The sequence below is a fragment of the Paenibacillus phytorum genome, from assembly GCF_013141715.1.
Lineage (GTDB): Bacteria > Bacillota > Bacilli > Paenibacillales > NBRC-103111 > Paenibacillus_E > Paenibacillus_E phytorum.
The window spans coordinates 1-23,852 of sequence record NZ_WHOA01000025.1; the positions used below are offsets into that span (position 1 = coordinate 1).

Sequence of the window (23,852 nt, forward strand, 5' to 3'; positions counted from 1 at the left end):
AAGTAGGATATCCAAAGTCTGATTAGATGTTTTATTGGATTTTATCCAACAGAAATTCCAATACCTCAGCCTATGGATGTTCAGTTAGTTCTATGAACTCAATAACTCATGAATTTATGGCCACATATATGCGAATAGTGTCCGTATTATAAAAAAAGCGACCCCGCGGGGTCGCTTTCTCTATGCACAGATATTACTTCGCAGCGTCGTAACGTTTGCCAACTTCGTTCCAGTTCACAACGTTCCAGAAAGCCGCGATGTAGTCAGGACGTTTGTTTTGGTAGTTCAGGTAGTAAGCGTGCTCCCATACATCAAGACCAAGTACCGGCGTTTCGCCTTCCATGATCGGGCTGTCTTGGTTAGGCAAGCTGTATACTTTCAATTTGCCAGCTTTGTCCACAGCTAGGAAAGCCCAGCCAGAGCCAAAACGTGTTGTAGCTGCTGCAGCGAAGTCTGCTTTGAACTTGTCAAAGCCGCCAAGCTCGCTCTCGATAGCTGCTGCTAAAGCGCCAGTAGGTGCTCCGCCAGCTTCTGGTCCGATTGTTTCCCAGAAAAGGGAGTGGTTCGCGTGTCCGCCACCATTGTTACGAACGGCTGTACGAATATCTTCAGGAAGGCTGTTCAGGTCAGCGATCAGGTCGTTTAAGGATTTGTCATGCAGAGCAGGGTGTTTGTCCAGAGCTGCATTCAGGTTGGTTACATAGGCGTTATGGTGACGATCGTGGTGAATTTCCATTGTTTTTGCATCGATGTGTGGCTCAAGTGCGTTGTTCGCGTACGGAAGAGCTGGTAGTTGATGTGCCATTGTATAAATACCTCCTAAAATTATGTAGTTTCAACTTCATTATGAAGGAATTTCGATAATAAAGCAACATGTATGTTTACTAAGTCAGACGCCGCGGCGCTCAATTTCCTGGATGATTTGATTGTGAATATGGTTTCCTTGTTCATTGAGCCAAGGAGATAAATCGCTCATGGCACTGTGATTGTAACGGAGTTCGATCTTCGTCCATTCGCTCGGCTTCATAGTGCTCAGTACTTGAAAGTCACGTATTTTTCGTGGATATGAGTCACCGATCTCTTCATTGGTTGACATGAATTCACCTCCCGTTCCTTGCGCATCCTTCTATAAAATCCAACGTTTCGTTACTTTTTATACATAGGTTTGCAGTTGGAAAATGTTTGAATAAAAGTTGGGAGTTTAAGGGACAATGAGAGGGCGGAGAGGGTTACTCAAAAAGAGGTGTACAAAATGAGGTTTTTTCACCGTTTGTTTCGATGGGCGAATCGACATCTCAAACAAGCAGATGATTCGGCTCAGAAGGGACTTGATCTCATGCAGGAAAGAGGAATGCTCAGTACAGCTATCACTCAGAATATAGAATCGCTGAACAGCATTTTTAATGACACACCGGATTTGGTTGTCCGTACCTTCCTGTATAAGCAAACAGGCAGCCAGGCTGCACTAGTGTATCTTTCCGGTCTTACGGATAAGAACGCAATCAATAACAATGTGCTGCATCAGCTCATGTTTTATACTGTGGATGAAGATCAAGGTGAATTGCCGGTCACACTTGGAAGTATGGAAATGATGCATTCATGGGAGCGGGCAATGACAGCCATTTTGCAAGGAAACTGCTTTCTTTTCATAGATGGATTTTCACATGGATATTCGCTGGAGACACAGGGATGGCCGCAGAGAGCGATCACAGATTCCCAGATTGAAGCCTCATTAAAAGGAGCTCATCAAGGATTCATTGAGACAAGCAATCAGAATATTGCCTTAATTCGCCGATATATTACCAGCCGTGAACTGAAAATCAGGGAATTATACATTGGCCGAAGAGCGAAGAGTAAAATTTCCATCTTATATATTGAGGACATAACTTTGCCGGAACTTCTGCAAGAAATGGTAAATCGAATAACCAAACTGGATATTGATTGTATTCTGAATACCGGCGAATTGGTCGAGTATATCGAAGATAATCCGTTCTCATTGTTTCCTCAAATGATAACAACCGAACGGCCGGACACGGCGGCGTCTCAGCTTTTGCAAGGAAGGATTTGCGTAGTGGTTGATCGTTCTTCCAGTGTGTTGATTGCGCCGGTTAGCCTCGTTGCCTTCTTTCAAGGCATTGATGATTATAGTACGCGGTGGCCTGTGGCGACTTTCCTGCGATTGTTGCGTTTCTTAGCTTGCTTTGTTGCTGCCTTTCTCCCAGGAATTTATATAGCCTGCATTTCCTTCAATCATGAATTGATTCCTTTGGATTTAATATTATCCGTTGGCGAGTTTCGAGCGGCCGTTCCTTATCCTCCACTGATTGAGGCGCTCTTAATGGAGCTTATGCTGGAGATGCTTCGCGAAGCAGGGATTCGACTTCCATCGCCAATAGGTCAAACGGTCGGGATTGTCGGAGGCATTGTCATCGGTCAAGCAGCTGTCCAAGCAGGGATTGTTAGCAACATTATGGTTGTGATCGTAGCATCAACAGCGGTTGCCTCCTTCATATTGCCGAATTATGACATGGCCTCCGCGATTCGATTAGTTCGATTTCCCGTGATGATTATTGCTTCCTTGTTCGGCATTATTGGGATTATCGCAGGTTTCATGATTTTAATAGCGCAAGTCATTAATTTAAAGTCGCTAGGTGAATCGTTCAGTTCCCCCATAGCACCGGTTCGGTTGTCTGATTGGAAGGATGTTTTCATACGTGTACCATTGTGGAAGATGGTGATGCGTCCCAAGAGTGTACGATCTCTTCAAAAAAAGAAAATGAGCTCAAACCGTCCCAAAGGTGATGAACAATGACCATGAACGCCATGAATCCCTATAAAAGTAACCAAATTACACGATTACAGTTCATATTAATGGTTCATGGTATGCAGATGGGTGTCGGTGTCATCGCGATGCCTAGTCAGCTGGCCAAGACCAGCGGCACGGATGGGTGGATAGCCATCATCATTGGCTGGTTAGCTTCCATACTGGCCAGCCTAATCATTATTCAAGTGATGAAAAGACATCCAGACGGAACGATTTTACAACTCCTGACACACTATTTCGGCAAATGGGTCGGCAAAATGGGGGCCGTTATTTTTGCATGTTATATGGCTACACTTGCATACTTAGTTTTTGACCGAATGGTGCTTCTCATCAGGACTTGGATCATGCAGAACACCCAGGGGTATATCCTCATGCTTTTATTTATTATTCCTGCTTACATGCTTGCCATAGGAGGCATGCGCAGTTTAGGCCGATTCGCGGAAATTGTGCTGTTATGTACGCTTTGGATGCCGTTTTTTTTGCTTTTGCTGTTGAAAGATGCTCATTGGATTCATTTGCTGCCGGTGCTTAAAGAAGGCTGGATGCCGGTATGGCATGGTGTGAGTTCAACCGTAATTTCTTTTTTAGGCTTTGAAAGTGCGTTTTTTTTATATCCTTATTTGGATAATAAAAAGTCAGCATCAGCCAACATCATTATCGCTAATACATTAACTTTCCTTGTCTACCTATTTATTACAATCCTTTGCTTTATTTTGTATAGTCCGGATGAAATTACTCAGTTCAATGAAGCTGCTTTATCCGTTATTAAAGTGGTTGAGTTTCGTTTCATTGAAAGGTTTGACATCATTGTATTAACCATATATGTGTTGATTATATGCAGAACATGGGTGCCAGAACTATATATATTCACGTTATGTACGGAACAGCTTGTGTTGAAAGGGAAAACACGCGTACACTTGATCGTTCTGCTTTTTGTTATGGTTATACTAACGTACATCTTGGATCCGAGCTGGAACCAAAGTGTATCTTGGTTTAAAATTAGTGGCTACTTTGGGTTTGGTGTGGCGTATTTGTTCCCCATCTGTTTATGGGTGCTCCTTTCTGTGACTAGCCGGATAGCGAGGTGGCGAAAATGAAGCTTACACGTAGATTGATGCTGATGCTACTAGCGATAATGCTTCTGCTTCCCGGATGTGGAGACCGAGTTGATTTGGAGGATATGACGCTTGTTCTGATGCTGGGAATCGACTTGGATAAGGATAATAATCTCGTGTTCTATTCCTCAAGTCCAGTCTTCAACAAGGAAGCGAAAAAGAAAAATGAAGAATCCAAAGTAAGCGCCATGACAGTGCGAGATTCCAGAAATGGGCTTGACGCTCGAGTGTCAGCGCTAATAAATGCAGGCAAAGTTCAGAATATACTTCTGAGCAAGCGAATCCTTCAGCATGAAGGTTGGTTTAAGCTGTTGGATGTGTATTTTCGAGATTCGAAAACCAGGATAAATGGGAGAGTTATTGCCGTTGACGGCACTCTAGATGAAATTATGTTTTTTACCCCCGCCAACAAGCGGCGACTTCCCTTGTATATAGCTAAGCTCATTAAAACGGCGCATGAAAGAAGCATCACGCAAGAGACTACGCTTTTAGAATTGCACCGACAAATGTACGATAAAGGAATTACGCCCTGCTTGCCGCAAATTCAGAAAAATGGAGAAGTTCAAGTTTTAGGAACAGCGCTGCTAAATAAAGAAGGCAAGTATTTAACGACGTTAAACTTGCATGAAAATCAACTGCTGCAATTGCTGCAGGATAAAATAGAAGGGAGTCTGTCCTACACGATCGAGTTACCGGAGGAAAGTAAGCCAGATATTTTTAGTACTGGTGCTATGAGCTTCAATGTGGGTCATTTTAAAAGAAAGGTAAATGTGACCTACGCACAGGATAAGTTTCGTTTTGACGTGGCCCTGGAACTGCCTGTCCGTTTGACGGAACGGCTATTTTCTTATGATGTAGAGAAGGAAGGAGATAAACTGGAGGGTATGATTAATAAACATTTAGAAGAAGAGATGAAGGAGCTAATGACAAAGATACAAAAATATAAAATCGACCCGATAGGCCTCGGTCTTTTCGCGCGTGCTTACCAATATGAAGCATGGAAAAAGGTGCAGTATGACTGGGGAAAAGCTTTGTCAATAGCTGAGGTACATATTCATATCGCTACAACTGTTAAAGATATGGGGGAAGTTAAATAAGGAGAGGTCCGTTTCGACGCCTCTTTTTACAGTAAATTCATTGAAAACGCTTGCATTTAAGCGCTTTCAAGAGGATTTGCGAAAAAAACAAAGTTTTTTGTGAATTTTGACACATTTTTAGCAGGATTCCGCATTTTTTTGTCGTATTTACTACTTTACCAAAAAAATTATTCCTAACAAATAAAAGTGGAATTGGGAGAGAACCGTATGCACGTTCGTTCATTTCAGCTTGGTGATACCTCTTCGGTGAAGACACTTCTGCAGGATGTTTTATCGGAAACCTGCTATGAGGAAACGATTGAAGCATTTGCACGTCAGCTATCATGGGATACAGAGCTTGTTTTAATCGCTCAAGAAGAAGAGCAAGTTGTAGGCATGATTATCGGTACGATTGATAACAACAATGGCTACTACTATCGGATCGCAGTTGCAACAGAGTATCAACGCAAAGGTATCGGTAAAGCTTTGATCGAAGCAATGAAGCAAAGGTTCCTTCAACGGAACGTGAAGAAGATTATGGTGACGGTAGATATCCATAATGAAATGGTGCTGCCTGTGTACGAGTCTGCTGGTTACAGCACATCGGACTTTTCCCGTACCGCACATCGTCTTAGCATTGTGAAGAAAGTCAGTGTTTAACTGATCGTTCGGATGTCCATGAAATGAATAGATTTGGAACGAGGGAAGCATATCTGTGCCGCCATTGCAATTGGGGGTCAGATATGCTTTTCTATATAATATGGGAACTTTTCGGCAGCAATGAATAGAGGAGCTTTGGACATGGATAACTTCGCGTCGTATGTGATAAAAAGCTTCAAACATGATGGACATCTTCACCGGATGTGGCTGACGAATTGGCGAGTACCGCAGCACATCCTTCATGCCGATCATCAGCAGCAAGAAATGATGGTGTTTATTAACAGCCAGACCAAGATTCAGGAAGCAGACGGCAAGGAGTGGGTTAGCCGCATTCCAGGAGTATCTTTTTTTATTCCTAAAATGTGGTTTAATATTGTTGCACTTATAGAAGAAACAGGTGTTAGATACTACTGCAATGTCGCATCTCCACTGTATGTGACCCAGCAAGTACTGACTTATATTGACTACGACCTTGATGTTATTCGGATGCCGGATCGTTCCGTGCATATCGTAGATCAAGATGAATATGAACGCCATAAACTGAATTATCACTATTCTTCTCTTGTGGAAACGAAGGTGAAGCAAGGTCTTGCAGCTTTACTCGCGTTGGTTAACGCAGACAAGCCGCCGTTTCAAGATGATATGGTTATGTATTATTACGAGCAGTGGGAAAAGTATAAGAACGGAGGAGCATAAATGAGCTTCTTTGTAGGACGCAGTGAATCGAATAAGGCAGCTTCTCAGCCTAAGAACTATCATGAGGCTAAAAGCCTAACCCATGAGCTATGGGATTGGACGAAATCCATTCTTGTAGCTCTTCTTGTCGTTATTCTCGTACATCAATTCGGATTCAATCTCTCCACGGTTCGAGGTCACTCCATGCAGCCCACCTTGCAGGAGGGGGAGTGGTTGTTCGTGAACAAGGCTATAACGTACCTGAAGGCACCCAAACGCGGAGAGATTATCATTCTCAAAGAGTCTGAGGAATTTGTTACAGTGACGCATCCTTTCTTGGTTAAAAGGATTGTCGCGATTGCGGGCGACGAGGTGCAGGGCCGAGCCGGTTTTCTTTATGTAAACGGCGACAAGATGGAGGAGCCATATACAGATACGCTCATCGAGGACGGAGACTTTGGACCGACACGCGTCGGTCAAGGCCACGTCTTCGTGATGGGCGATAACCGTCATGCGGCGGCAAGTGGCGACAGCCGCAGGTTCGGGGCTGTTCCGACCGGCCAGATCCAAGGCCGCGCCGAGTATGTGTTGTGGCCATTCGCGATGGCTAAGAAGCTTTAACGTTAACGGACGCGAAAGAAGAGAGAGGTGAGAGGGTTGGCGGTTTCCATAGCAGCAGGAACAGATGCGGATTGGCGCAGGCTACAACAAGAGATCGTGGAAGCCGCGTCGTCCCTCGGTATTGATAAGATCGGCTTCACGTCAGCGGAGCCGTTCACAGAACTGAAAGAGATCCTTCTCCGCCACAGGGAGAAGGGGTTTGAATCCGGCTTCGAGGAGCCGGATATCGAGAAGCGGATACATCCAAGCTTAAGCTTCGCCGCGCCGCAGTCGATCATTTCCATCGCTGTTGCGTACCCGTCGAAACTGCCGAACCCTCCTCGATCCGAGCCTGGGGCTTATCGGGGGATTATTTCGCGCTCCTCGTGGGGGAGCGACTACCACGACGTGCTTCGCGATAGGCTCGCGAAGCTGGAGGCTTTCATCGCGCAGCGCGTGCCTGACGCGAGGCTAATGAGCATGGTCGACACCGGTGCACTGGTCGACCGCGCCGTAGCCGAGCGGGCTGGGATCGGCTGGACCGGCAAAAACTGCGCCGTCATCACCCCCGAATGGGGATCGTGGGTTTATTTGGGCGAAATGATCACGAATATACCGTTTACATCCGATACATCTATTATGGATCAGTGCGGGGACTGCACGATTTGTATCGATGCTTGTCCGACTGGAGCGCTGGTCGGGCCAGGGCAGCTGAACTCAAGCCGCTGCATCTCCTTCATCACGCAGACCAAAGGCTATGTCGACGATGAGTTTAAGCTCAAAATCGGCAACCGCCTCTACGGCTGTGACACCTGCCAGATCGTCTGTCCGAAGAACAAGGGGATGAACTGGACGCATCATCCCGAGCTCGAGCCTGACCCCGAGAAGGTCAAGCCTTTATTAATCCCCTTGCTGACCATGTCGAACAAGGATTTCAAAGAACAGTACGGGCGCATCGCAGCGTCCTGGAGAGGCAAGAAGCCGATCCAGCGCAATGCGATAATCGCGCTCGGGAATTTCAAGGATAGATCAGCTGTACCTGATCTTAGTGAGCTGCTGCTGACCGATCCGCGCCCTGAGATCAGGGCTACGGCAGCATGGGCGCTAGGGCGCATTGGCGGCGAAGACTCGGCGGCTGCTCTCGATAAAGCCCGAGCAGCTGAGCAGGAAGCCGCTGTAATGCAGGATATCGAGAAGGCGCTCGAAGTTGTAAGCCAATCTACAGCTGATAAGGGGGAGAAAGAGCAGATATGACACAGCAACAGACACAAGCTGCGACAGTCCTTTCCTATACGGAGGTTAATTCTCCAATAGGTCCTCTTGTTCTTGTATCGACCTTACAGGGACTCTGCAAGGTCGATTTCGGCACCTACGAACAGAACCGAGAGAAGCTGCAGCAATGGGCTAACCGATGGTTTGGCAGGCATGAGCTGCAAGAGAATGCCTCAAGGCTCGAAACGGTTGTGCAGCAGTTGGAGCAGTATTTTAGAAGAGAACGTTTAAGCTTTGAGGGTGAACTGGATTTACAGGGAACTGAATTTCAGAAACAAGTCTGGACAGCACTGCTTTCTATTCCATATGGAGAGACAGCTTCCTATAAACATATTGCAGAAGCCATAGGCTCGCCGAAAGCCGTCAGAGCGGTTGGTGGAGCTAACAATAAAAACCCAATTCCCGTCATTATCCCCTGTCATCGCATCATTGGCGCTAGTGGCGACCTTGTTGGCTACGGCGGAGGTCTCCCAATTAAAGTACTCTTGCTCGATTTGGAACAATGCTCGAATACAGTATTAACTAATAAATAAAACGTGGAGTGAATCCTATGAAATATGTGCATTTGGATTCCGTTGAGCCGGGTCAATTTCTGGGCCGAACGATATTTGCCAGCAATGGAGCTATTTTGCTTTCAGAAGATGTGCAATTAACGGTGTTTATGATTAACACGCTTAACCGAATCGGAGTCACAATGATTTACATCAAAGACCCGAACCTAGAGGATGTAGAAATCCCGGAAATCCTTTCGGATGAAACCAAACGTATCGTTATGCAGCAAATGGGCCAAACGTTCGCGGCTATCCAGTCAGGTAAGGAATTTAACTCGCGTGCTATGAGTATTTCGATTAATACGCTGCTGGATGAAATCATGAAGAATCGTGATGTACTCGTGCAGTTGACGGATATTCGTACGGAGGATAACAAGATGTATGTCCATGCAACGAATGTCTGTATGATGGCCGTGCTCATTGGGATTAATATGGGATTCAATGGAACCCAATTGAAGGAGCTCGCCATTGGTGCGCTTCTTCATGATGTGGGTAAGCTGGAGCTTGTTTGCGATGATGAGTCGCCCGACATGAAGAAGCATCATACTTGGCGCGGCTTCGAGCTTCTGAAGAACAAGCGTGAATTCAGCCTGCTCATTGCCCATGTAGCCTTCCAGCATCATGAAACGCTTAACGGCCAAGGGGTTCCAAGAGGACTTATGAGTGAAGATATTCATATTTATGCGAAAATTACGGCTGTAGCGAATATGTACGATAATCTGCTGTTTGATGTCTCCTTAGGGCGCCGTATGCTGCCGCATGAGGCTTGCGAGCATATGATGGCGGTAGCGGAGACCCAACTTGATCGCGATGTCTTGATCCAGTTTCTGAAAATCGTCTCGATCTATCCGACGGGAGCTTCCGTGCGTTTGTCCAATCGGGAGACCGGTGTTGTGGTTGGACAGCATAGAGGACTGCCAAGCCGTCCGATTGTGCGAATCGCGAAGCAAAATACGATGGATAAAGAGCTGGATATCACAGAAATTGATCTGGCCAAGCATACGACCATTTTTATCGAACAGGTTTTGTAATAAAGGGGTAGTCATTTGTAAAAAGATGAACAGAAATGATATGATAAGGCAAGCAATCGATACCAATTTGTACATGCAGGGGGCATAATTATGTGGAGTTATCTGATTCCCATTCTCACGTTAATTGTTGGCTTGGTCGGTGGGTTCTTCATCGGCGTATTCTATTTAAAAAGACAGCTGGAATCCATGCAGAACAATCCAGAAATGCTGCAAAAAATGGCCAAGCAAATGGGCTACAACATGAATAAGCAGCAGCTGAACAAAGCACAACAAATGATGAAAAACCAAAAGTGGAAATAAAACGTGGGGTTAGAATAACCCTTCAAAAGGGCTTTGCTGTTTAACCGTACGAACGGTGGGCAGCACGAGCCCTTCCTAATATGGGGATCTTTGAGTGTAGCTCAAAGTAGGACATACCAGTACTATTCAGAGGTGGCTCAAGCGATGGCTAGCAACAAAGACCGCATCATGGAAGCAGCCATGGATTTATTTCATGATCATGGTTTCCAAGGAACGGGTCTGGAAGATATATTGACGAGCAGCGGGGTATGCAAAAGCAATTTTTACTACCATTTTAAAAGTAAAGAAGAATTAGGTTTGAAAGTTATTGAGCGCAAGGTGCAGGAGATGCGGCAATCTGTGATGGAGCCTAGTTTGGGAAATGCGCAATTATCGCCGAAGCAGCGGGTACTGGCATTGTTTGAACGCATGCTGGCCTTTTGTGAGGAGCATGAGTGCCGCAGAGGCTGCTTCTTCGGTAATCTGGCCCTGGAGTTGAGTGATAGCTCTGAGGAGCTGCGTAAGCCGTTGAGCCGCTTTTTCAGGGAGTTGGAGGCTGAGGTAGAATCCTGTTTGCAGGAAGGTAAGAGACAAGGCGAGCTGCTGTTGCAGGGATTAACCCCTGTGGAACTGGCGACCCCGATCGTATCCCTTTTGCAGGGTGGGATGCTGCTCACCAAAACGCACAAAGACAGCAGAGCGCTGCGCGAAAGTATCAAGGTTTTGACCGTTTGTATAGGGTAGAGGATAAGAAAGAGGAGTGATAAATAGATGGCGTCTATTGACTACAAAAATGCAAGAGTTGCTGAGAATCGGGAGCTGATTGAACAGCATGTCCGAGAGATTTTAAGGCTGATTGGCGAAGATGTAGATCGGGAAGGCTTATTAGACACACCTGCTCGCGTAACCCGTATGTATGAAGAAATTTTTTCGGGCTATGAGGCGAATCCACGCGATGTGATGGGTGTAACTTTTGATGAACAGCACGAAGAGCTGGTTATTATTAAGGATATTATTTATTACAGTCAATGCGAGCATCATATGGCGCCCTTTTTCGGGAAAGTGCATGTAGGGTACTTGCCTAGCGGAAAAGTGGCTGGACTTAGCAAATTTGCTCGTCTGGTTGATGTGATCACTCGTAAGCTGCAGGTGCAGGAGCGGATTACTTCAGAAATCGCCGACATTCTAGACGATGTGCTGAAGCCGCACGGGGTCATGGTTGTTGTTGAGGGAGAACATATGTGCATGTGCTCCAGAGGCGTGAAGAAATACGGAAGTCAAACGATTACCTCAGCTGTTCGCGGTTCTTTCCGCTCAGACTCGACACTTCGTGCCGAGTTTCTGTCTTTGTTAAAATAAGCAATGCGTACGAGGGATGTGCATGGAGACAATAGTCTTGTGCATCATCCCTTTTTTTGTTCAGGAAGTGCGGCATGACTTGTTGCGAGGTAGACGATATAGTATTATTTTACCACATAAGAAAGTTTGAGATGTTCAGACCTCGAGAGAGGTTTTCTCAGTAGATAAGAAAGTATAAGTTTTATACTTTTGCTTCGCATCTACCTTGACAAACGCGCTCGTCCCAGAAGGACGACGGAGTCGTTTATCCTTGCATAATTCAAGATCCCCAAGGGACTATCGTACATGCTTTAGCATAAACTGATAGGAAGAATGCTGAGGTATACGGAGTAGCTGATTTGAACAAAGAGAGTAAGAACTATACCGGGGGTCCGGCAACAGCACTAGAGGAGGTAAGCTTATGAACAACATACGAAAATATCGGCCAGGTGAGGCCGGTTCCTCTAAATTGAGTGAAGAACGGGATGAATTTGAGCGGGATTATGCGAGGTTAATCCAATCTCCGACCTTTCGTCGGCTGCAGGGGAAGTCGCAAGTGTTTGGCGCAGGATCAGGTGATTACTATCGAACACGTCTAACCCATTCGCTCGAAGTTGCCCAAATCGCTAGAGAAGTGGCGAAGCGGTTAGAACGGACGAATCCTTTTTTGAGTAAAAGAGAGCATCCTGGCTTGATCATTGATCCTACCGTCGTCGAGTGTGCGTCGATTGCTCACGACTTCGGTCACCCGCCATTCGGGCATAAAGGGGAAGAGGTTCTGAATCATATTCTGATGAGGGATCATGGCTTAAAATATGAAGGCAACGCCCAAAATTTCCGTATCCTGATGTTTCTCGAAAAAAGAGCAGGCAGTGAAAGCGGCCTGGATCTTACAGCTGCGGTACTTCTTGGAATTAATAAGTATCCATTTTTGATCGAGGAAGAAGGCCGACTTAAGGGTGTTTATGCCTCGGAGTGGGAAATCATTCGTGATCTGCGTTCGCAATGGAACATGCCTGAGGGCTGTTCGACCTTGGAAGCACAATTGATGGATTTATGCGACGATATCGCGTACTCCACCCATGATATTGAAGATGGTATTCGTGCTGGCAAAATTCAAATGAACGCAACCTTTTTTGAGGATCAAAGACTGATGCGTCATGTGGTCATGGAAATATTAAATGATCCCAACAAGCATAAATTCGGCTGGGAGCAAGTCAATATCGAGCAAATGGTCAGACAAGTTCTGTCGGACTACTTGGAGCAGTGGGAGCAAATTTTCTCAGAGTGCAACGGGGAAGAATCGCGTACGCGCAGAGAGATGAAAGCCCGCTGGGTGAACTCTTTCGCGAGTAGTTTGGACATTCTGGATGACCCTGACCGAGGCTGGAAAAAGGTTGCCCTCGTGAAAGACGGCGCTGAGGATATGAATCTGCTGCGCACGATGGAAATTCTCAAGAAGCTTGCGTGGGTCACGCTGATCAAAGACTTCCGTGTGCTGCGCCTGCAAAAACGCAGCGAGATCATCGTCGAGCGCCTGTGGGACAGCTTCATCGACAAGGACAAGGGGCAGTGGATCATGCCTCCCGACTGGATAGATAGCTACGAACGCCGTAATGCCGCCTGGAGCTGGCCGCGTTTCGTCGCGGATTACATTTCCGGGATGACCGACGCCTACGCGGAGAAAGTCTACGCCGAATTGTTCGCCAGCAAATCCGGCTCGATTTATGAGATGGATTAGTTGGGGGTTAAGATTCAGACCCCAAGTGGCTGATTGGACCAGCATAATACCTTCTGTTGTAAAAAGTGATTGATTAACCACAGAAGAATGCTGAGAGAGCCGAAATGGACTTCTCATCGCCGGAAAAGTAGCAAAGTGTTGCTGAGAAGTCCGAAAAGGACTCTCGGAGCCAGAAGGATGCTGGTTAACCAACAAATGAATGCTGAGAGAGCCGAAATGGACTTCTCATCGCCGAAAAAGTAGCCAAGTGTTGCTGAGAAGACCGAAAAGGACTTCTCAGAGCCAGAAGGATGCTTGTTAACCACAAATGAATGCTGAGAGAGCCGAAATGGACTTCTCATCGCCGGAAAAGTAGCCAAGTGTTGCTGAGAAGTCCGAAAAGGACTTCTCGGAGCAGAAGGATGCTGGTTAACCGACAAATGAATGCTGAGAGAGCCGAAATGGACTTCTCATCGCCGGAAAAGTAGCCAAGTGTTGCTGAGAAGTCCGAAAAGGACTTCTTGGAGTCAGAAGGATGCTGGTTAACCGACAAATGTAAGCTAAGAGAGCCGAAATGGACTTCTCATCGCCGGAAAAGTAGCCAAGTGTTGCCGAGAAGTCCGAAAGGGACTTCTCGGTGCTTTAGATGCTTGGAGTAGCTAAATAGCAAGTCCGGTACAATTGGCAGGTGTTTGGAGTCATAACGAAGAAGCGGAAAGAGGTCCAATAAATAGGGCTTCTTTTTTTGATGATGCGATAAAGTTAAAATATGAGTGTCTACACAAGAAGAGGGTAAATGGACAAAATGGTGATGATTTAGACCGTTAAAGCGGAGTGTCGCAGGAGGTTGGAAACTTTCGGCAGAAACAAGCCGGTACAGAAAAAAAAATATCGGCCCACGAGGGGCCGATTTTATAGGGAGGAGGGAATACCAAGGTTAGCTTGCATAGGAGTGGTCGTGATACCGTTAAGGAAATTCATCGTTCGGCGCATATACGTTTTCGGCTCTGCTCGGTACAGCAGCTCATGCTGCGCTTTTGGGATAATCCACAGCTTGGATTGGGAGTCTTTTTGCTGCTTGAACATATCCTCTACCATGCCATAGGGTGCTTTGTAATCTTCCGTACCATGGATGAAGAAAATCGGCATCGGATAAGCTGTTGAAGTTACTTTGTTGTAAGGGACTTCTTGCAAGCTTACGCCATTGAGCAAAGGGAAGAATAAGCGTACGAGCGGTAGAGATGGAAATTTTGGCACATTAACGACTTGCTTCATATTATGATAGAGTGTGTCTGGATTGAGCAAAAAAGTGCTGTCCAGAATCATCCCCGAAATATCATTGCCACTTAGAAGAGCAGTCTGTAGTGCTGTTCCTGCTCCCATAGAGAAGCCCCAAATATAAATAGGACCGCTGGATACCTGCTTGATATAATGGATGGCGCCAAGCAGCTCTTGCGATTCTTGAATGCCGCCAGTCATAATTCGTTTACTGTTAGGGTGCACATAACCATAGTCGAACATGAGTACATTGTAGTTTTGCAAATGAAGTTCGCGGGCTAAGTTGTAAATGGGAACCCAAAGTTCTTCGCGATTGCCGCCGTAACCATGGGAGAAGATGACGGTTTTGTCGGATTTTCCAGGTATAAACCAACCGTCTAGGTTTGACGTGCCATTCAGACTTGGGAAGGTCACACTGCTGTAAGGAAGACCAACGGCTCTCATCGGATCCGAATGAAGCGGGTCAATATGCGGCCGAGCTAGTGTCCATGCAATATAGGCGTGAAAACCAAGAAGTAAAGAAGTGCATAGGATTAGGAATGAAGTGAGGATGGTGAAAACCAGCCTTTTTTTGCGTAAAAGCGGTCGGGTGACCACTTGCTCCAGTGTGGGTTGTAGTGAACCAGTTCCAGGGGATAGAGATGTTGTTGACATCGTAGTACCCTCCCTCCATTAAAATTAGTGTGATTATGCTGCTGCGGGTTAGAGGTTAAAGGGAGAATAAATTATTTAAATATTCAGATAAGTGTTCTATTAACTTAATATTATTCTGAATGCGCTTACAAGTCAATGAGGTTGCGCTAATTGTAAGCCCTTTGTAATCGTCCTGTAACAATGAGAAAACGGCCGTTTGACCATATATAGGGATCTTTGGTCTTGACCAAAGTCTCTCCTCCATAGGGATCTTGGTGACCAAAGTCTCTCCTTTACGGTTTACACGAGTTTCGTTATACTGATTATAACTGAGTTTCATATAGTGAAACTTTTTCACACGGATGAAAGTGGTGAAAAACGATGGAAGATGGCAAGCTGACGGTGCGTGCTGTAGAGCGCGCTTTAGATATTATGCTTTGTTTCACCGGGGCGTCGGAATTGACGCTGACCGAAATAGCAAGTCGTGCTGGGCTTCACAAAAGCACGGTACACCGACTTCTGGCGTCCCTAGAAGGCAAAGGCTTCATCATGCGCGATGGCTCGACAGATAAATACAGACTCGGTTATCGGTTATGGGAGTTGTCCGCTAACCTCTCCAAAGAGGGAGACCCCGGCGTTATTCTGCTGCCGGAAATGGAACGGCTGCGCGATCAACTCGGCGAGACGATCTCGCTGTACGTGCAGGACGGCCTGGTGCGCGTACGCGTCCAAGCCGTTCAGAGCAACCACGCCATTCGCCGCGTTGCCCCTGTCGGGGCGAGAATGCCCTTATACGTCGGCGCCTCGAGCAAGGTGCTCGTCGCCTTCGCTGAGCCAGCGCTGCAGGAACAGCTTCTAGCCTCGGCCGATTGGCCGACTGGGCTAGATAAGACTGCGTTCCTACAGCAGCTCAGCGACACACGACGCGCAGGCTTCGCCACGAGCGTCGAAGAGCGTGAACCCGGTGCGGCGGCTGTGTCCGCACCGGTTCTGGACCGCGGCGGCCGGCTTGTCGCCGCCCTCGCGGTCTCTGGTCCAGCGAACCGGCTTACGCTGGAGCTGATGCAAGAGCAGGCGCCGCTCATTGTGGAGGCGGCGCGTCGTATGGGAACGATGCTGCGCTAGCGCATCGTCCTTTTGAGCGGCTTCGTGCTGGCGCGAAGCCGCGGCCCTACCCGTCATCCGTCGTCGGGATGACGGATGCTTTGCTTCTAGGAGGTCATACTAGAAGAGGGAAAGGGAGTGGCAAGTGATGAATAAGACAGCCTCGATGCTGGCGATCTGGATCAGTCTTGCCAGTAATATCGTGCTGACCGCCATCAAAATCATCGTCGGCCTCAATTTTAAAAGCCAAGTGCTTATCGCCGACGGCATCCATAACGCGGGTGATGTCATAGCGACCGCAACGGCTTATAGCTCGATGCGCGTCTCCTCCAAACCAGCGGATGTTGATCATCCTTACGGGCATGGCAAAGCCGAGGTGCTCGGAGCCTTCATTGTCGCTATCATCTTAGGTGGAGCAGCCATTTACATGGGCTACCACTCTATTCATGCGCTATTTGAGCCAGCTGGAGAGGCGCATATTATTGCATTTATCGCGGCGATCATCTCGCTAGTTTGGAAGCAGATTCTTTATGTCTACACGAAACGCATCGGCAATAGGGTCAATAGCAAAGGATTAATAGCCACTGCGTATGACCATTTGGCTGATGTATATGCTTCGATTGCGGCTTCGATTGGCATAGGTTTAGCTTTAATCGGGGATCACTACAACTATGGCATATTGGCTTACGGCGACCCCGTGGCTGGTATCATCGTTTCTTTTTTAGTGTTGAAATTGGCGTACGAAATGGGTAGCGAGTCATTCGACATTCTCATGGAGCGCAGTGTAAGTACTGTATACATTGAACAATACGCGGCATTGATCCGATCTGTACCAGAGGTCAAACGAATCGACCGCCTACGCGCACGCGAGCACGGTCATTACATATTAGTTGACGCCAGACTTGCTGTTTCGGGGAAATTAACCATCCAAGAAGGCCATGACATTAGCCGCCTTATTAAGCAAAAGATCAAGGAAGCGCATAGTGATGTGGATGAGGTGCTGGTTCATTTGAATCCTTGGTATGAGGAGTCAACTAAATCAGGCGGTAACTGATCTTAACTCTTGATCTAATCTCTTGAGCCACCAATTCCCATATCTATGTAAAAACACCTCTACGCGAGGTCGCTCATTATAGAGCGGCTTTCGGTAGAGGTGTTTGCTTTTCTTACATCTTTATCTTTGATTACCTAGCAAAAATATGATTCCCAATCCGCACAGTCTGCGGACGTGACCAGATCCATTTGCTCGTCGCAGTTTTAGGATTAAAATAATACAAGGCACCCTTGGTAGGGTCTAAGCCCCGGACAGCATCCTGTGCTGCCATGTAGGCCGTCGAATCCGGCTTCAGCCAATATTGGCCGTCACTAACGGCTGTAAAAGCCCCAGGTTCAAAGATAATGCCTTGGATGGAACTCGGGAACTTACTCGATTGTAGACGATTCATGACAACGGCCCCAACGGCCACTTGTCCCTCATAGGACTCACCGCGAGCCTCGCTGTAAATCACCTTCGCCAACATATCCAATTCAGCTTGATTCACCGAATAGTTACGTAAAGCCTCCCATGTTTTCGCTCCAATCATGCCGTCAACGGTTAGACCATAATTATATTGAAAATTGCGAACAGCAGCGGCCGTAATCGGACCATATTTGCCATCCACAGATTGCTGGTAGTAGCCTAAAGTCTCGAGTCGGAACTGAGCGTCCCAGACATCACCGTTTTGACTGCCTTGCTTCAATGTCGTTGCTGCAGAAGCCGGCAGGCTCCATTCACTTACAGTAAAACCTAGACCCATTGAAGCTAACAGCACGACAAGGACGAGTTTTTTTATCAACTTCATCTTCATCTCCCCTTTCGTTCTATCAGTATAGGTGCCGAGAAGGGGAGGCTCAACCCGCAGTTATTGGAAATGTACCCCAAACGCTTGGCGCTCTAAGGGAATTTAGTTTGTAAATATGGCTCAAAAATTGTTGATTTGGTCTTTTTATAAAAAATAAAAGCCCGAGATCGCCAATAAGGCAATCCCGGACTTTTGCTGTGTGTAATGCGTTTTTTTGTGTGTTTTGCTGTATTAGTTTTTCTCAGCAAGGATTGAACGAAGAACGGTTTGCAGAATACCACCATTGCGGTAATAGTCTACGTCCACCAAGCTATCCAAACGCACAAGTGCGGTGAATTCGAAGCTTGTGCCATCTTCACGAGTAGCTGTTACTTTTACAGTAGAACCTGGTTGTACATCGTTGCTCAAACCAGTGATATCGAATGTTTCACGACCTGTGATACCTAGTGTTTTCCAACCATTTCCTTCAAGGAATTGAAGTGGAAGAACGCCCATACCAACAAGGTTACTGCGGTGAATACGCTCGAAGCTTTCCGCGATAACGGCTTTGACGCCAAGTAGGAATGTACCTTTTGCCGCCCAGTCACGGGAGCTACCAGTTCCGTACTCTTTACCTGCGATAACTACAAGGTTTTGGCCTTCAGCTTGATACTTCATGGAAGCATCGTAGATGGATTCAACTTCGCCAGTTGGCAGGTAAGTTGTTACGCCGCCTTCTGTTCCTGGTGCCACTTGGTTACGAATACGGATGTTCGCGAACGTTCCGCGCATCATCACTTCGTGGTTACCACGACGGGAACCGTAGGAGTTGAAGTCTTCTTTTTTCACACCATGGTTAATCAGGTATTGGCCTCCAGGGCTGTCAACTTTGATGTTACCGGCAGGGGAGATATGGTCTGTTGTAACGGAATCTTCCAAGAGTGCCAACGTTTTTGCATTGCGAATATCTGCGATATCATCCAGAACCGTGCCCAGATCTGTGAAGAACGGAGGCTCTTGAATGTAAGTGGAATTATTGTCGAACTCGTATAGATCGCCTTCCGGAATTGCGATTTGGTTGAAACGCTCATTCGCACGGAATACGTTGCTGTATTTATCACGGAACATATCAGCACTCATTGCAATACCAAGAGCTTCTTGAATCTCTTGGTTTGTAGGCCAAATGTCTTTGAGGTAGACAGGTTGATTGCTTTGGTCGTAGCCGATTGGATCGTTAGCCAAATCAATGTTCACTGTTCCTGCAAGTGCATAGGCAACAACAAGCGGAGGTGATCCCAGGTAGTTTGCTTTTACTTGAGCATGTACGCGGCCTTCGAAGTTACGGTTACCGGAAATAACGGCAGCCACAGTCATATCGTTGTCGATGATGGCTTTGCTTACTTCTTCTGGAAGCGGACCGGAGTTACCGATACAAGTTGCGCAGCCGTAACCTGCAACGTGGAAGCCAAGTGCTTCTAGAGGCTCAAGCAAGCCTGCTTTAATCAAGTACTCGGTAACAACCAGGGAACCTGGTGTCAATGAGCTCTTAACGAATGCTGGTTTTCTCAAACCGCGAGCTACCGCTTTTTTCGCTACAAGTCCGGCACCTAGCATAACGCTTGGGTTGGATGTGTTGGTACAAGAAGTGATTGCCGCGATGACAACTGCGCCTGTACCCATTTTGACAGTTTCGCCGTTTGGATAAACAACATCAACGACTTCTTCGATTTTCTCATCAGTAAGGCCATAGCCGCCTTTGTCGATAGGTGTACGGATGATGGAGTTGAAAGACTCCTTCATGTTCGTAAGCTCGACACGGTCTTGTGGACGTTTAGGACCAGCTAAGCTTGGTACTACAGAGCCAAGATCAAGTTCAATTACATCTGTGAACTGAGGATCTGGTGTGCTGTCTGTACGGAACATACCTTGAGCTTTGTAGTAAGCTTCTACGAGTGCGATTTGATCTGCGTCACGACCTGTACTTCTCAGGTAGTTCAACGTTTCGTTGTCGACTGGGAAGAAACCGATTGTTGCGCCGTACTCAGGAGCCATGTTCGCTACCGTTGCACGGTCAGCCAAGGAAATGTTGCTCAGACCAGGACCGAAGAACTCAACGAATTTACCAACGACGCCTTTTTTACGTAAAATTTGTGTAACAGTCAGAGCCAAGTCAGTTGCTGTAGCGCCTTCTGCCAGGTGGCCTGTCAATTTGAAACCAACAACGTCCGGAGCTACGAAGTAAAGCGGTTGTCCAAGCATACCAGCCTCAGCTTCAATACCGCCTACGCCCCAACCTACAACACCAAGTCCGTTAATCATTGTAGTGTGGGAATCTGTACCTACGAGGGAATCTGGGTAAACAACAGTTTCACCATCGATTGTTTTCGTAGCTGCTACGGAAGCCAGGTACTCCAAGTTAACTTGGTGAACGATACCTGTTGAAGGTGGAACAGCACGGAAGTTATCGAACGCTGTTTGTGCCCAACGTAGGAAACGGTAACGCTCTTCGTTTCTTTCGAACTCTAGGTTAATGTTGTAGTCAAGTGCATCCGGGGATCCGAAAGCATCGACCATAACAGAATGGTCAATAACAAGGTCAACAGGAACGAGTGGGTTGATCCGTTTTGGATCTCCGCCTTCACGAGCCATCGTCGCACGCATTGCCGCAAGGTCAACAACGACGGGTACGCCTGTGAAATCCTGAAGAACGATACGAGCAGGAATGAAAGGAATTTCTTTGTTTTCATCGCGGCCTTCAGCCCAACCAGCGATTTGTTTAACATGTTCACTTGTAATAGCACGACCGTCGAATTGACGAATAGCGGCTTCGAGCAAAACACGAATGGAGACAGGCAGATTGCTAACGGTTCCGTGACCTTGATTTTCAAAGTCAGGAAGACTGTAATACTGGAACGATTTCGTTCCCACAGTTAACTGCTTACGCACAGAAAAAGAGTCCTTATTGGACATGGGTAATTCCTCCTCAAAATATGTTCATCCATTGGTTTCATCTAGTGAAACTCAATTTCATTAATCCCTCTACATCAAGTATAGCGTTTCGGTGTGTATGAGTAAAGATTAATTTCAATCATTTTTACCGTCAAAATGTCATATATTGAATCAATTCAAAGCAATTCGGGCTTGTCCTAAGGAGGATACCAAGATGTCCTGGAAAACAGCGCTCTATAATTACGTTCACGCTAAGAACCAGGCAGAGATCGAAGGCTCTGCTGCACCTTTGGAAGCTTATGTCTCAGACAGCGCTTATGTACGGAAACAGGATGTCAAGGTACGTAGGCTCCTGAACAGTTACCGCGACCGTGATGCTAAATTGCTGCGCGGAGAAACAAAGCTGCGTCTTACTGGTGTCAAAGAATCACCCCAAGTGATTATCGCGGATATCCAATTACATCGATTTCTAAATTATCGGATTGGGTCCATCGAACATCTTGAGGAACGTATTGAACCTGAACGTGTGTTCATAGATAGCGCGGCGAACCGCTGGCAGGTCCGGTACACAGAATCTCTCCATGGAGAAAAGTCGCTTCCGAGCAAGCAGCGAGGCGTCTTTTTGCCTGACCATGAAGGTTTTGTGGATGGGTTTCGCAGAGCGCCCTCACTTCCTTATATCAATCATAGTATACTCAACAGCGGTGCTCAGGAATCAGCTCCTCGCAAAATCATTTATAATCGCGCCAAAGCGGCCCATTATGCAGAAACCTGGTGGCAAACCCCGAATCCGAAATACGAGGAATTTGAAGTCGACTGTACGAATTTTGTATCGCAATGCCTCTTTGCAGGCGGGGCTCCAATGGACTATACTGGGAAAAGGGATTTGGGCTGGTGGTATGCTGGCAAAAGAGGCAATCAAGAGCTTTGGAGCTTTAGTTGGGCTGTTGCCAATAGCCTACAAACATTTCTCTCACATAGCCGCAGAGGTCTGCAAGGTCATGCGGTATATGATCCTAGCGAGCTTCAAATGGGAGATACAATTAGCTACGACTGGGATGGCGATGGCCGCTATCAGCACAATACGATTGTGATAGGCAAAGATGCCAACGGGATGCCGCTGGTCAATGCGCATACATATAATAGCCGTAATCGCTATTGGGCTTATAAGGATTCACCTGCTTGGACAGAGAGGACGAAGTACGTTTTCGTTCGGGTTGCTGATTATATGTAATAGGAAAAGAAAATGCAAATACTAAACGGAGGTACGTAATGAGCCGCAAAATACGAATTGGACTAATTTATGGGGGGAAATCCGGAGAGCATGACGTGTCCCTGCAAACAGCATTGGCGGTTATGAAAGCTGTGGACTTCAATAAATATGAGATCACACCGTTTTATATATCCAAAAAAGGCGAATGGAGAAGCGGTGCACCCCTATTAGCTCCGGCTGAATCCAAGGAAGTATTGACTTTTAGCAGTGGAGAAACCGCTGCAGCCGCACCTGCTTCCAATGCATTGGCACCCATATTCGGGGCCATTCAGACAAAAGGCGATGTGGCTATTGCTGCAACGAATACAGCTGGCATGAAGGACACTGGCTTAGACGTAATTTTCCCTCTTTTACACGGCACTTTCGGCGAAGATGGGACCATTCAAGGATTACTTGAAATGGCGAACATTCCATACGTAGGTGCAGGCGTGCTTGCATCAGCCGTTGGGATGGATAAAGTCATGATGAAGAAGGTTTTCGCACAAGAAGGGCTTCCGCAGTGTATTTTCCGCCATTTCACTCGTACCGAGTGGGAGAAGAACCGTGCATATCACCTAATTGAGCTCGAAACAGCTATTGGTTATCCGTGCTTCGTGAAGCCGGCTAATCTAGGCTCCAGTGTCGGTATTTCCAAAGCAAGAAATCAAGAAGAATTAATTGAAGCGGTCAATTTCGCTTTCCAATATGATCGCAAAGTCATTATTGAAGAGAATATCGATGCCCGCGAGATCGAAGTAGCCGTTTTGGGCAATGATGAACCTATCGCTTCTGTTGCTGGTGAAATCGTGTCCTCGAACGAATTTTACGATTACAAAGCGAAATATATGGACGGCAAATCAGCGATGGTTATACCTGCAGACATCCCCGAAGAAACGTCCGAACAGATCAGACAGCTGGCACTTCAAGCATTCCTTGCAGTGGATGGTAGCGGCTTATCGCGCGTTGACTTTTTCTTAGGCAAAATCGATCAGAAGATCTACATCAATGAAATCAATACGATGCCCGGCTTTACACCATTCAGCATGTACCCGCTGCTATGGAAAGAAACCGGTAAACCATACACAGAGCTGCTCGACGATCTTATTCGTCTGGCTATCGAACGGCATACAGCGAAGCAGAATATCCAATATTCTTTTGATGTGGAGTAGATGCATATGGGATTTCAAACGGAGTTCAATTCGGTCTGCAAGTTTAAGTCCGCGCAGGAGCTCTACGAGCTTCTAGAGTACGGCCGCGGCAAAATGGTGAAAAGCGGCTTCCGCGTCTTCCCAACAGGTCAAAAGGTCATTGCATACACGCCTGAGAATCAGGCGATTGCCATTGTCCGAATCGTTGCTTCCATTGCGGAAATCAATTTCCAAGGTGATGAAGTAACGCAAGTGGAGATGGAGCTCATTCGCCGTCTGACGGAAGAAGAGTCACGGATTCAGACCTCACTTGCTTTTGAGATGTTTTTTGGTGAGCAAGCATAGCCGCATAGCGTAAATTAGAAGACATCGTCCGATATGGACGGTGTCTTTTTTGAATACCTCAAGAGGCTTATCTCATGTTTGTGAGTGCGAGGATCGGCTGAGTTGTCGACATAGTTGGTTTTCCGCTCGTAAGGATGATTTTCATCACTAAAGTATGCGCGAGGCGGTAAAGTACCACATTG

Annotated in this window: 23 protein-coding genes; 18 read left to right on the plus strand and 5 right to left on the minus strand. The window is 46.7% G+C overall.

The window, feature by feature from the left end:
* Positions 1–193: 193 nt before the first annotated feature.
* Both GC098_RS04070 and yfhS read right to left on the minus strand, forming a co-directional pair.
* On the minus strand, positions 194–805 hold the full coding sequence (locus tag GC098_RS04070; protein ID WP_029194504.1) for a superoxide dismutase: 612 nt from the start codon (positions 803–805) through the stop codon (positions 194–196).
* An 84-nt stretch (positions 806–889) separates the two neighbouring features.
* Positions 890–1,096: a mother cell protein YfhS gene (gene yfhS, locus GC098_RS04075; RefSeq protein ID WP_171641223.1), complete on the minus strand. Its 207-nt coding sequence runs from the start codon at positions 1,094–1,096 to the stop codon at positions 890–892.
* Between the two features lie 156 nt (positions 1,097–1,252).
* Here yfhS and GC098_RS04080 point away from each other — a divergent pair, with 156 nt between their 5' ends.
* From GC098_RS04080 to GC098_RS04140, 13 genes are all read left to right on the plus strand, one after another.
* Positions 1,253–2,812, plus strand: a complete 1,560-nt coding sequence (locus tag GC098_RS04080) for a spore germination protein (RefSeq protein WP_171641225.1) — start codon at positions 1,253–1,255, stop codon at positions 2,810–2,812.
* Entirely contained in the window at positions 2,809–3,921 is a 1,113-nt protein-coding gene (locus GC098_RS04085) for a GerAB/ArcD/ProY family transporter (RefSeq protein ID WP_171641227.1), read from the plus strand. The genes GC098_RS04080 and GC098_RS04085 overlap by 4 nt, the downstream gene beginning before the upstream one ends.
* Entirely contained in the window at positions 3,918–5,036 is a 1,119-nt protein-coding gene (locus GC098_RS04090; RefSeq protein ID WP_171641228.1) for a Ger(x)C family spore germination protein, read from the plus strand. Before GC098_RS04085 ends, GC098_RS04090 begins: the two co-directional genes overlap by 4 nt.
* Positions 5,037–5,243: 207 nt before the next feature.
* Entirely contained in the window at positions 5,244–5,675 is a 432-nt protein-coding gene (locus GC098_RS04095) for a GNAT family N-acetyltransferase (protein ID WP_171641230.1), read from the plus strand.
* 141 nt (positions 5,676–5,816) lie between these two features.
* Positions 5,817–6,371: a DUF402 domain-containing protein gene (locus tag GC098_RS04100; protein WP_171641232.1), complete on the plus strand. Its 555-nt coding sequence runs from the start codon at positions 5,817–5,819 to the stop codon at positions 6,369–6,371.
* Positions 6,372–6,971, plus strand: a complete 600-nt coding sequence (gene lepB / locus GC098_RS04105; RefSeq protein ID WP_171641234.1) for a signal peptidase I — start codon at positions 6,372–6,374, stop codon at positions 6,969–6,971. It begins immediately after the preceding gene.
* A 36-nt stretch (positions 6,972–7,007) separates the two neighbouring features.
* Positions 7,008–8,204 (plus strand): tRNA epoxyqueuosine(34) reductase QueG, encoded by a 1,197-nt coding sequence (queG, locus tag GC098_RS04110; protein ID WP_171641236.1) that lies wholly within the window; start codon positions 7,008–7,010, stop codon positions 8,202–8,204.
* Complete coding sequence (locus GC098_RS04115; protein ID WP_171641238.1) at positions 8,201–8,755, plus strand: methylated-DNA--[protein]-cysteine S-methyltransferase; 555 nt, start codon at positions 8,201–8,203, stop codon at positions 8,753–8,755. The genes queG and GC098_RS04115 overlap by 4 nt, the downstream gene beginning before the upstream one ends.
* Before the next feature lie 17 nt (positions 8,756–8,772).
* Complete coding sequence (locus GC098_RS04120) at positions 8,773–9,804, plus strand: HD-GYP domain-containing protein (protein WP_171641240.1); 1,032 nt, start codon at positions 8,773–8,775, stop codon at positions 9,802–9,804.
* 90 nt (positions 9,805–9,894) lie between these two features.
* Positions 9,895–10,104 carry a YneF family protein gene (locus GC098_RS04125; RefSeq protein ID WP_036632513.1) on the plus strand — a complete coding sequence of 70 codons (210 nt, stop codon included), beginning with the start codon at positions 9,895–9,897 and terminating at the stop codon, positions 10,102–10,104.
* A 144-nt stretch (positions 10,105–10,248) separates the two neighbouring features.
* Positions 10,249–10,827 (plus strand): TetR/AcrR family transcriptional regulator, encoded by a 579-nt coding sequence (locus tag GC098_RS04130; RefSeq protein WP_171641242.1) that lies wholly within the window; start codon positions 10,249–10,251, stop codon positions 10,825–10,827.
* A gap of 27 nt (positions 10,828–10,854) precedes the next feature.
* Complete coding sequence (gene folE / locus GC098_RS04135) at positions 10,855–11,442, plus strand: GTP cyclohydrolase I FolE (protein ID WP_171641244.1); 588 nt, start codon at positions 10,855–10,857, stop codon at positions 11,440–11,442.
* 400 nt (positions 11,443–11,842) lie between these two features.
* Positions 11,843–13,162 carry a deoxyguanosinetriphosphate triphosphohydrolase family protein gene (locus tag GC098_RS04140; protein WP_171641246.1) on the plus strand — a complete coding sequence of 440 codons (1,320 nt, stop codon included), beginning with the start codon at positions 11,843–11,845 and terminating at the stop codon, positions 13,160–13,162.
* Positions 13,163–14,053: 891 nt separating this feature from the next.
* Here the strand turns inward: GC098_RS04140 and GC098_RS04145 are convergent.
* Positions 14,054–15,073, minus strand: a complete 1,020-nt coding sequence (locus GC098_RS04145; RefSeq protein WP_171641248.1) for an alpha/beta hydrolase — start codon at positions 15,071–15,073, stop codon at positions 14,054–14,056.
* A 360-nt stretch (positions 15,074–15,433) separates the two neighbouring features.
* Here GC098_RS04145 and GC098_RS04150 point away from each other — a divergent pair, with 360 nt between their 5' ends.
* Both GC098_RS04150 and GC098_RS04155 read left to right on the plus strand, forming a co-directional pair.
* On the plus strand, positions 15,434–16,177 hold the full coding sequence (locus GC098_RS04150; protein WP_171641250.1) for an IclR family transcriptional regulator: 744 nt from the start codon (positions 15,434–15,436) through the stop codon (positions 16,175–16,177).
* 127 nt (positions 16,178–16,304) lie between these two features.
* Positions 16,305–17,210 carry a cation diffusion facilitator family transporter gene (locus tag GC098_RS04155; protein ID WP_171641252.1) on the plus strand — a complete coding sequence of 302 codons (906 nt, stop codon included), beginning with the start codon at positions 16,305–16,307 and terminating at the stop codon, positions 17,208–17,210.
* A gap of 130 nt (positions 17,211–17,340) precedes the next feature.
* On the opposite strand, the gene sleB is transcribed toward GC098_RS04155, so the two are convergent.
* Together sleB and acnA are read right to left on the minus strand one after the other, a co-directional pair.
* Positions 17,341–17,997 (minus strand): spore cortex-lytic enzyme, encoded by a 657-nt coding sequence (gene sleB, locus GC098_RS04160; protein ID WP_060646915.1) that lies wholly within the window; start codon positions 17,995–17,997, stop codon positions 17,341–17,343.
* 231 nt (positions 17,998–18,228) lie between these two features.
* Positions 18,229–20,946 carry an aconitate hydratase AcnA gene (gene acnA, locus GC098_RS04165; RefSeq protein ID WP_171641254.1) on the minus strand — a complete coding sequence of 906 codons (2,718 nt, stop codon included), beginning with the start codon at positions 20,944–20,946 and terminating at the stop codon, positions 18,229–18,231.
* Between the two features lie 193 nt (positions 20,947–21,139).
* Here acnA and GC098_RS04170 point away from each other — a divergent pair, with 193 nt between their 5' ends.
* Genes GC098_RS04170 through GC098_RS04180 form a run of 3 tightly spaced genes read left to right on the plus strand, consistent with a single transcriptional unit; the run spans position 21,140 to position 23,670 of the window.
* Entirely contained in the window at positions 21,140–22,159 is a 1,020-nt protein-coding gene (locus tag GC098_RS04170) for an amidase domain-containing protein (RefSeq protein ID WP_171641256.1), read from the plus strand.
* 38 nt (positions 22,160–22,197) lie between these two features.
* Positions 22,198–23,346: a D-alanine--D-alanine ligase gene (locus GC098_RS04175; protein ID WP_171641258.1), complete on the plus strand. Its 1,149-nt coding sequence runs from the start codon at positions 22,198–22,200 to the stop codon at positions 23,344–23,346.
* A 6-nt stretch (positions 23,347–23,352) separates the two neighbouring features.
* Positions 23,353–23,670 carry a hypothetical protein gene (locus tag GC098_RS04180; RefSeq protein ID WP_029194487.1) on the plus strand — a complete coding sequence of 106 codons (318 nt, stop codon included), beginning with the start codon at positions 23,353–23,355 and terminating at the stop codon, positions 23,668–23,670.
* Positions 23,671–23,852: the final 182 nt, after the last annotated feature.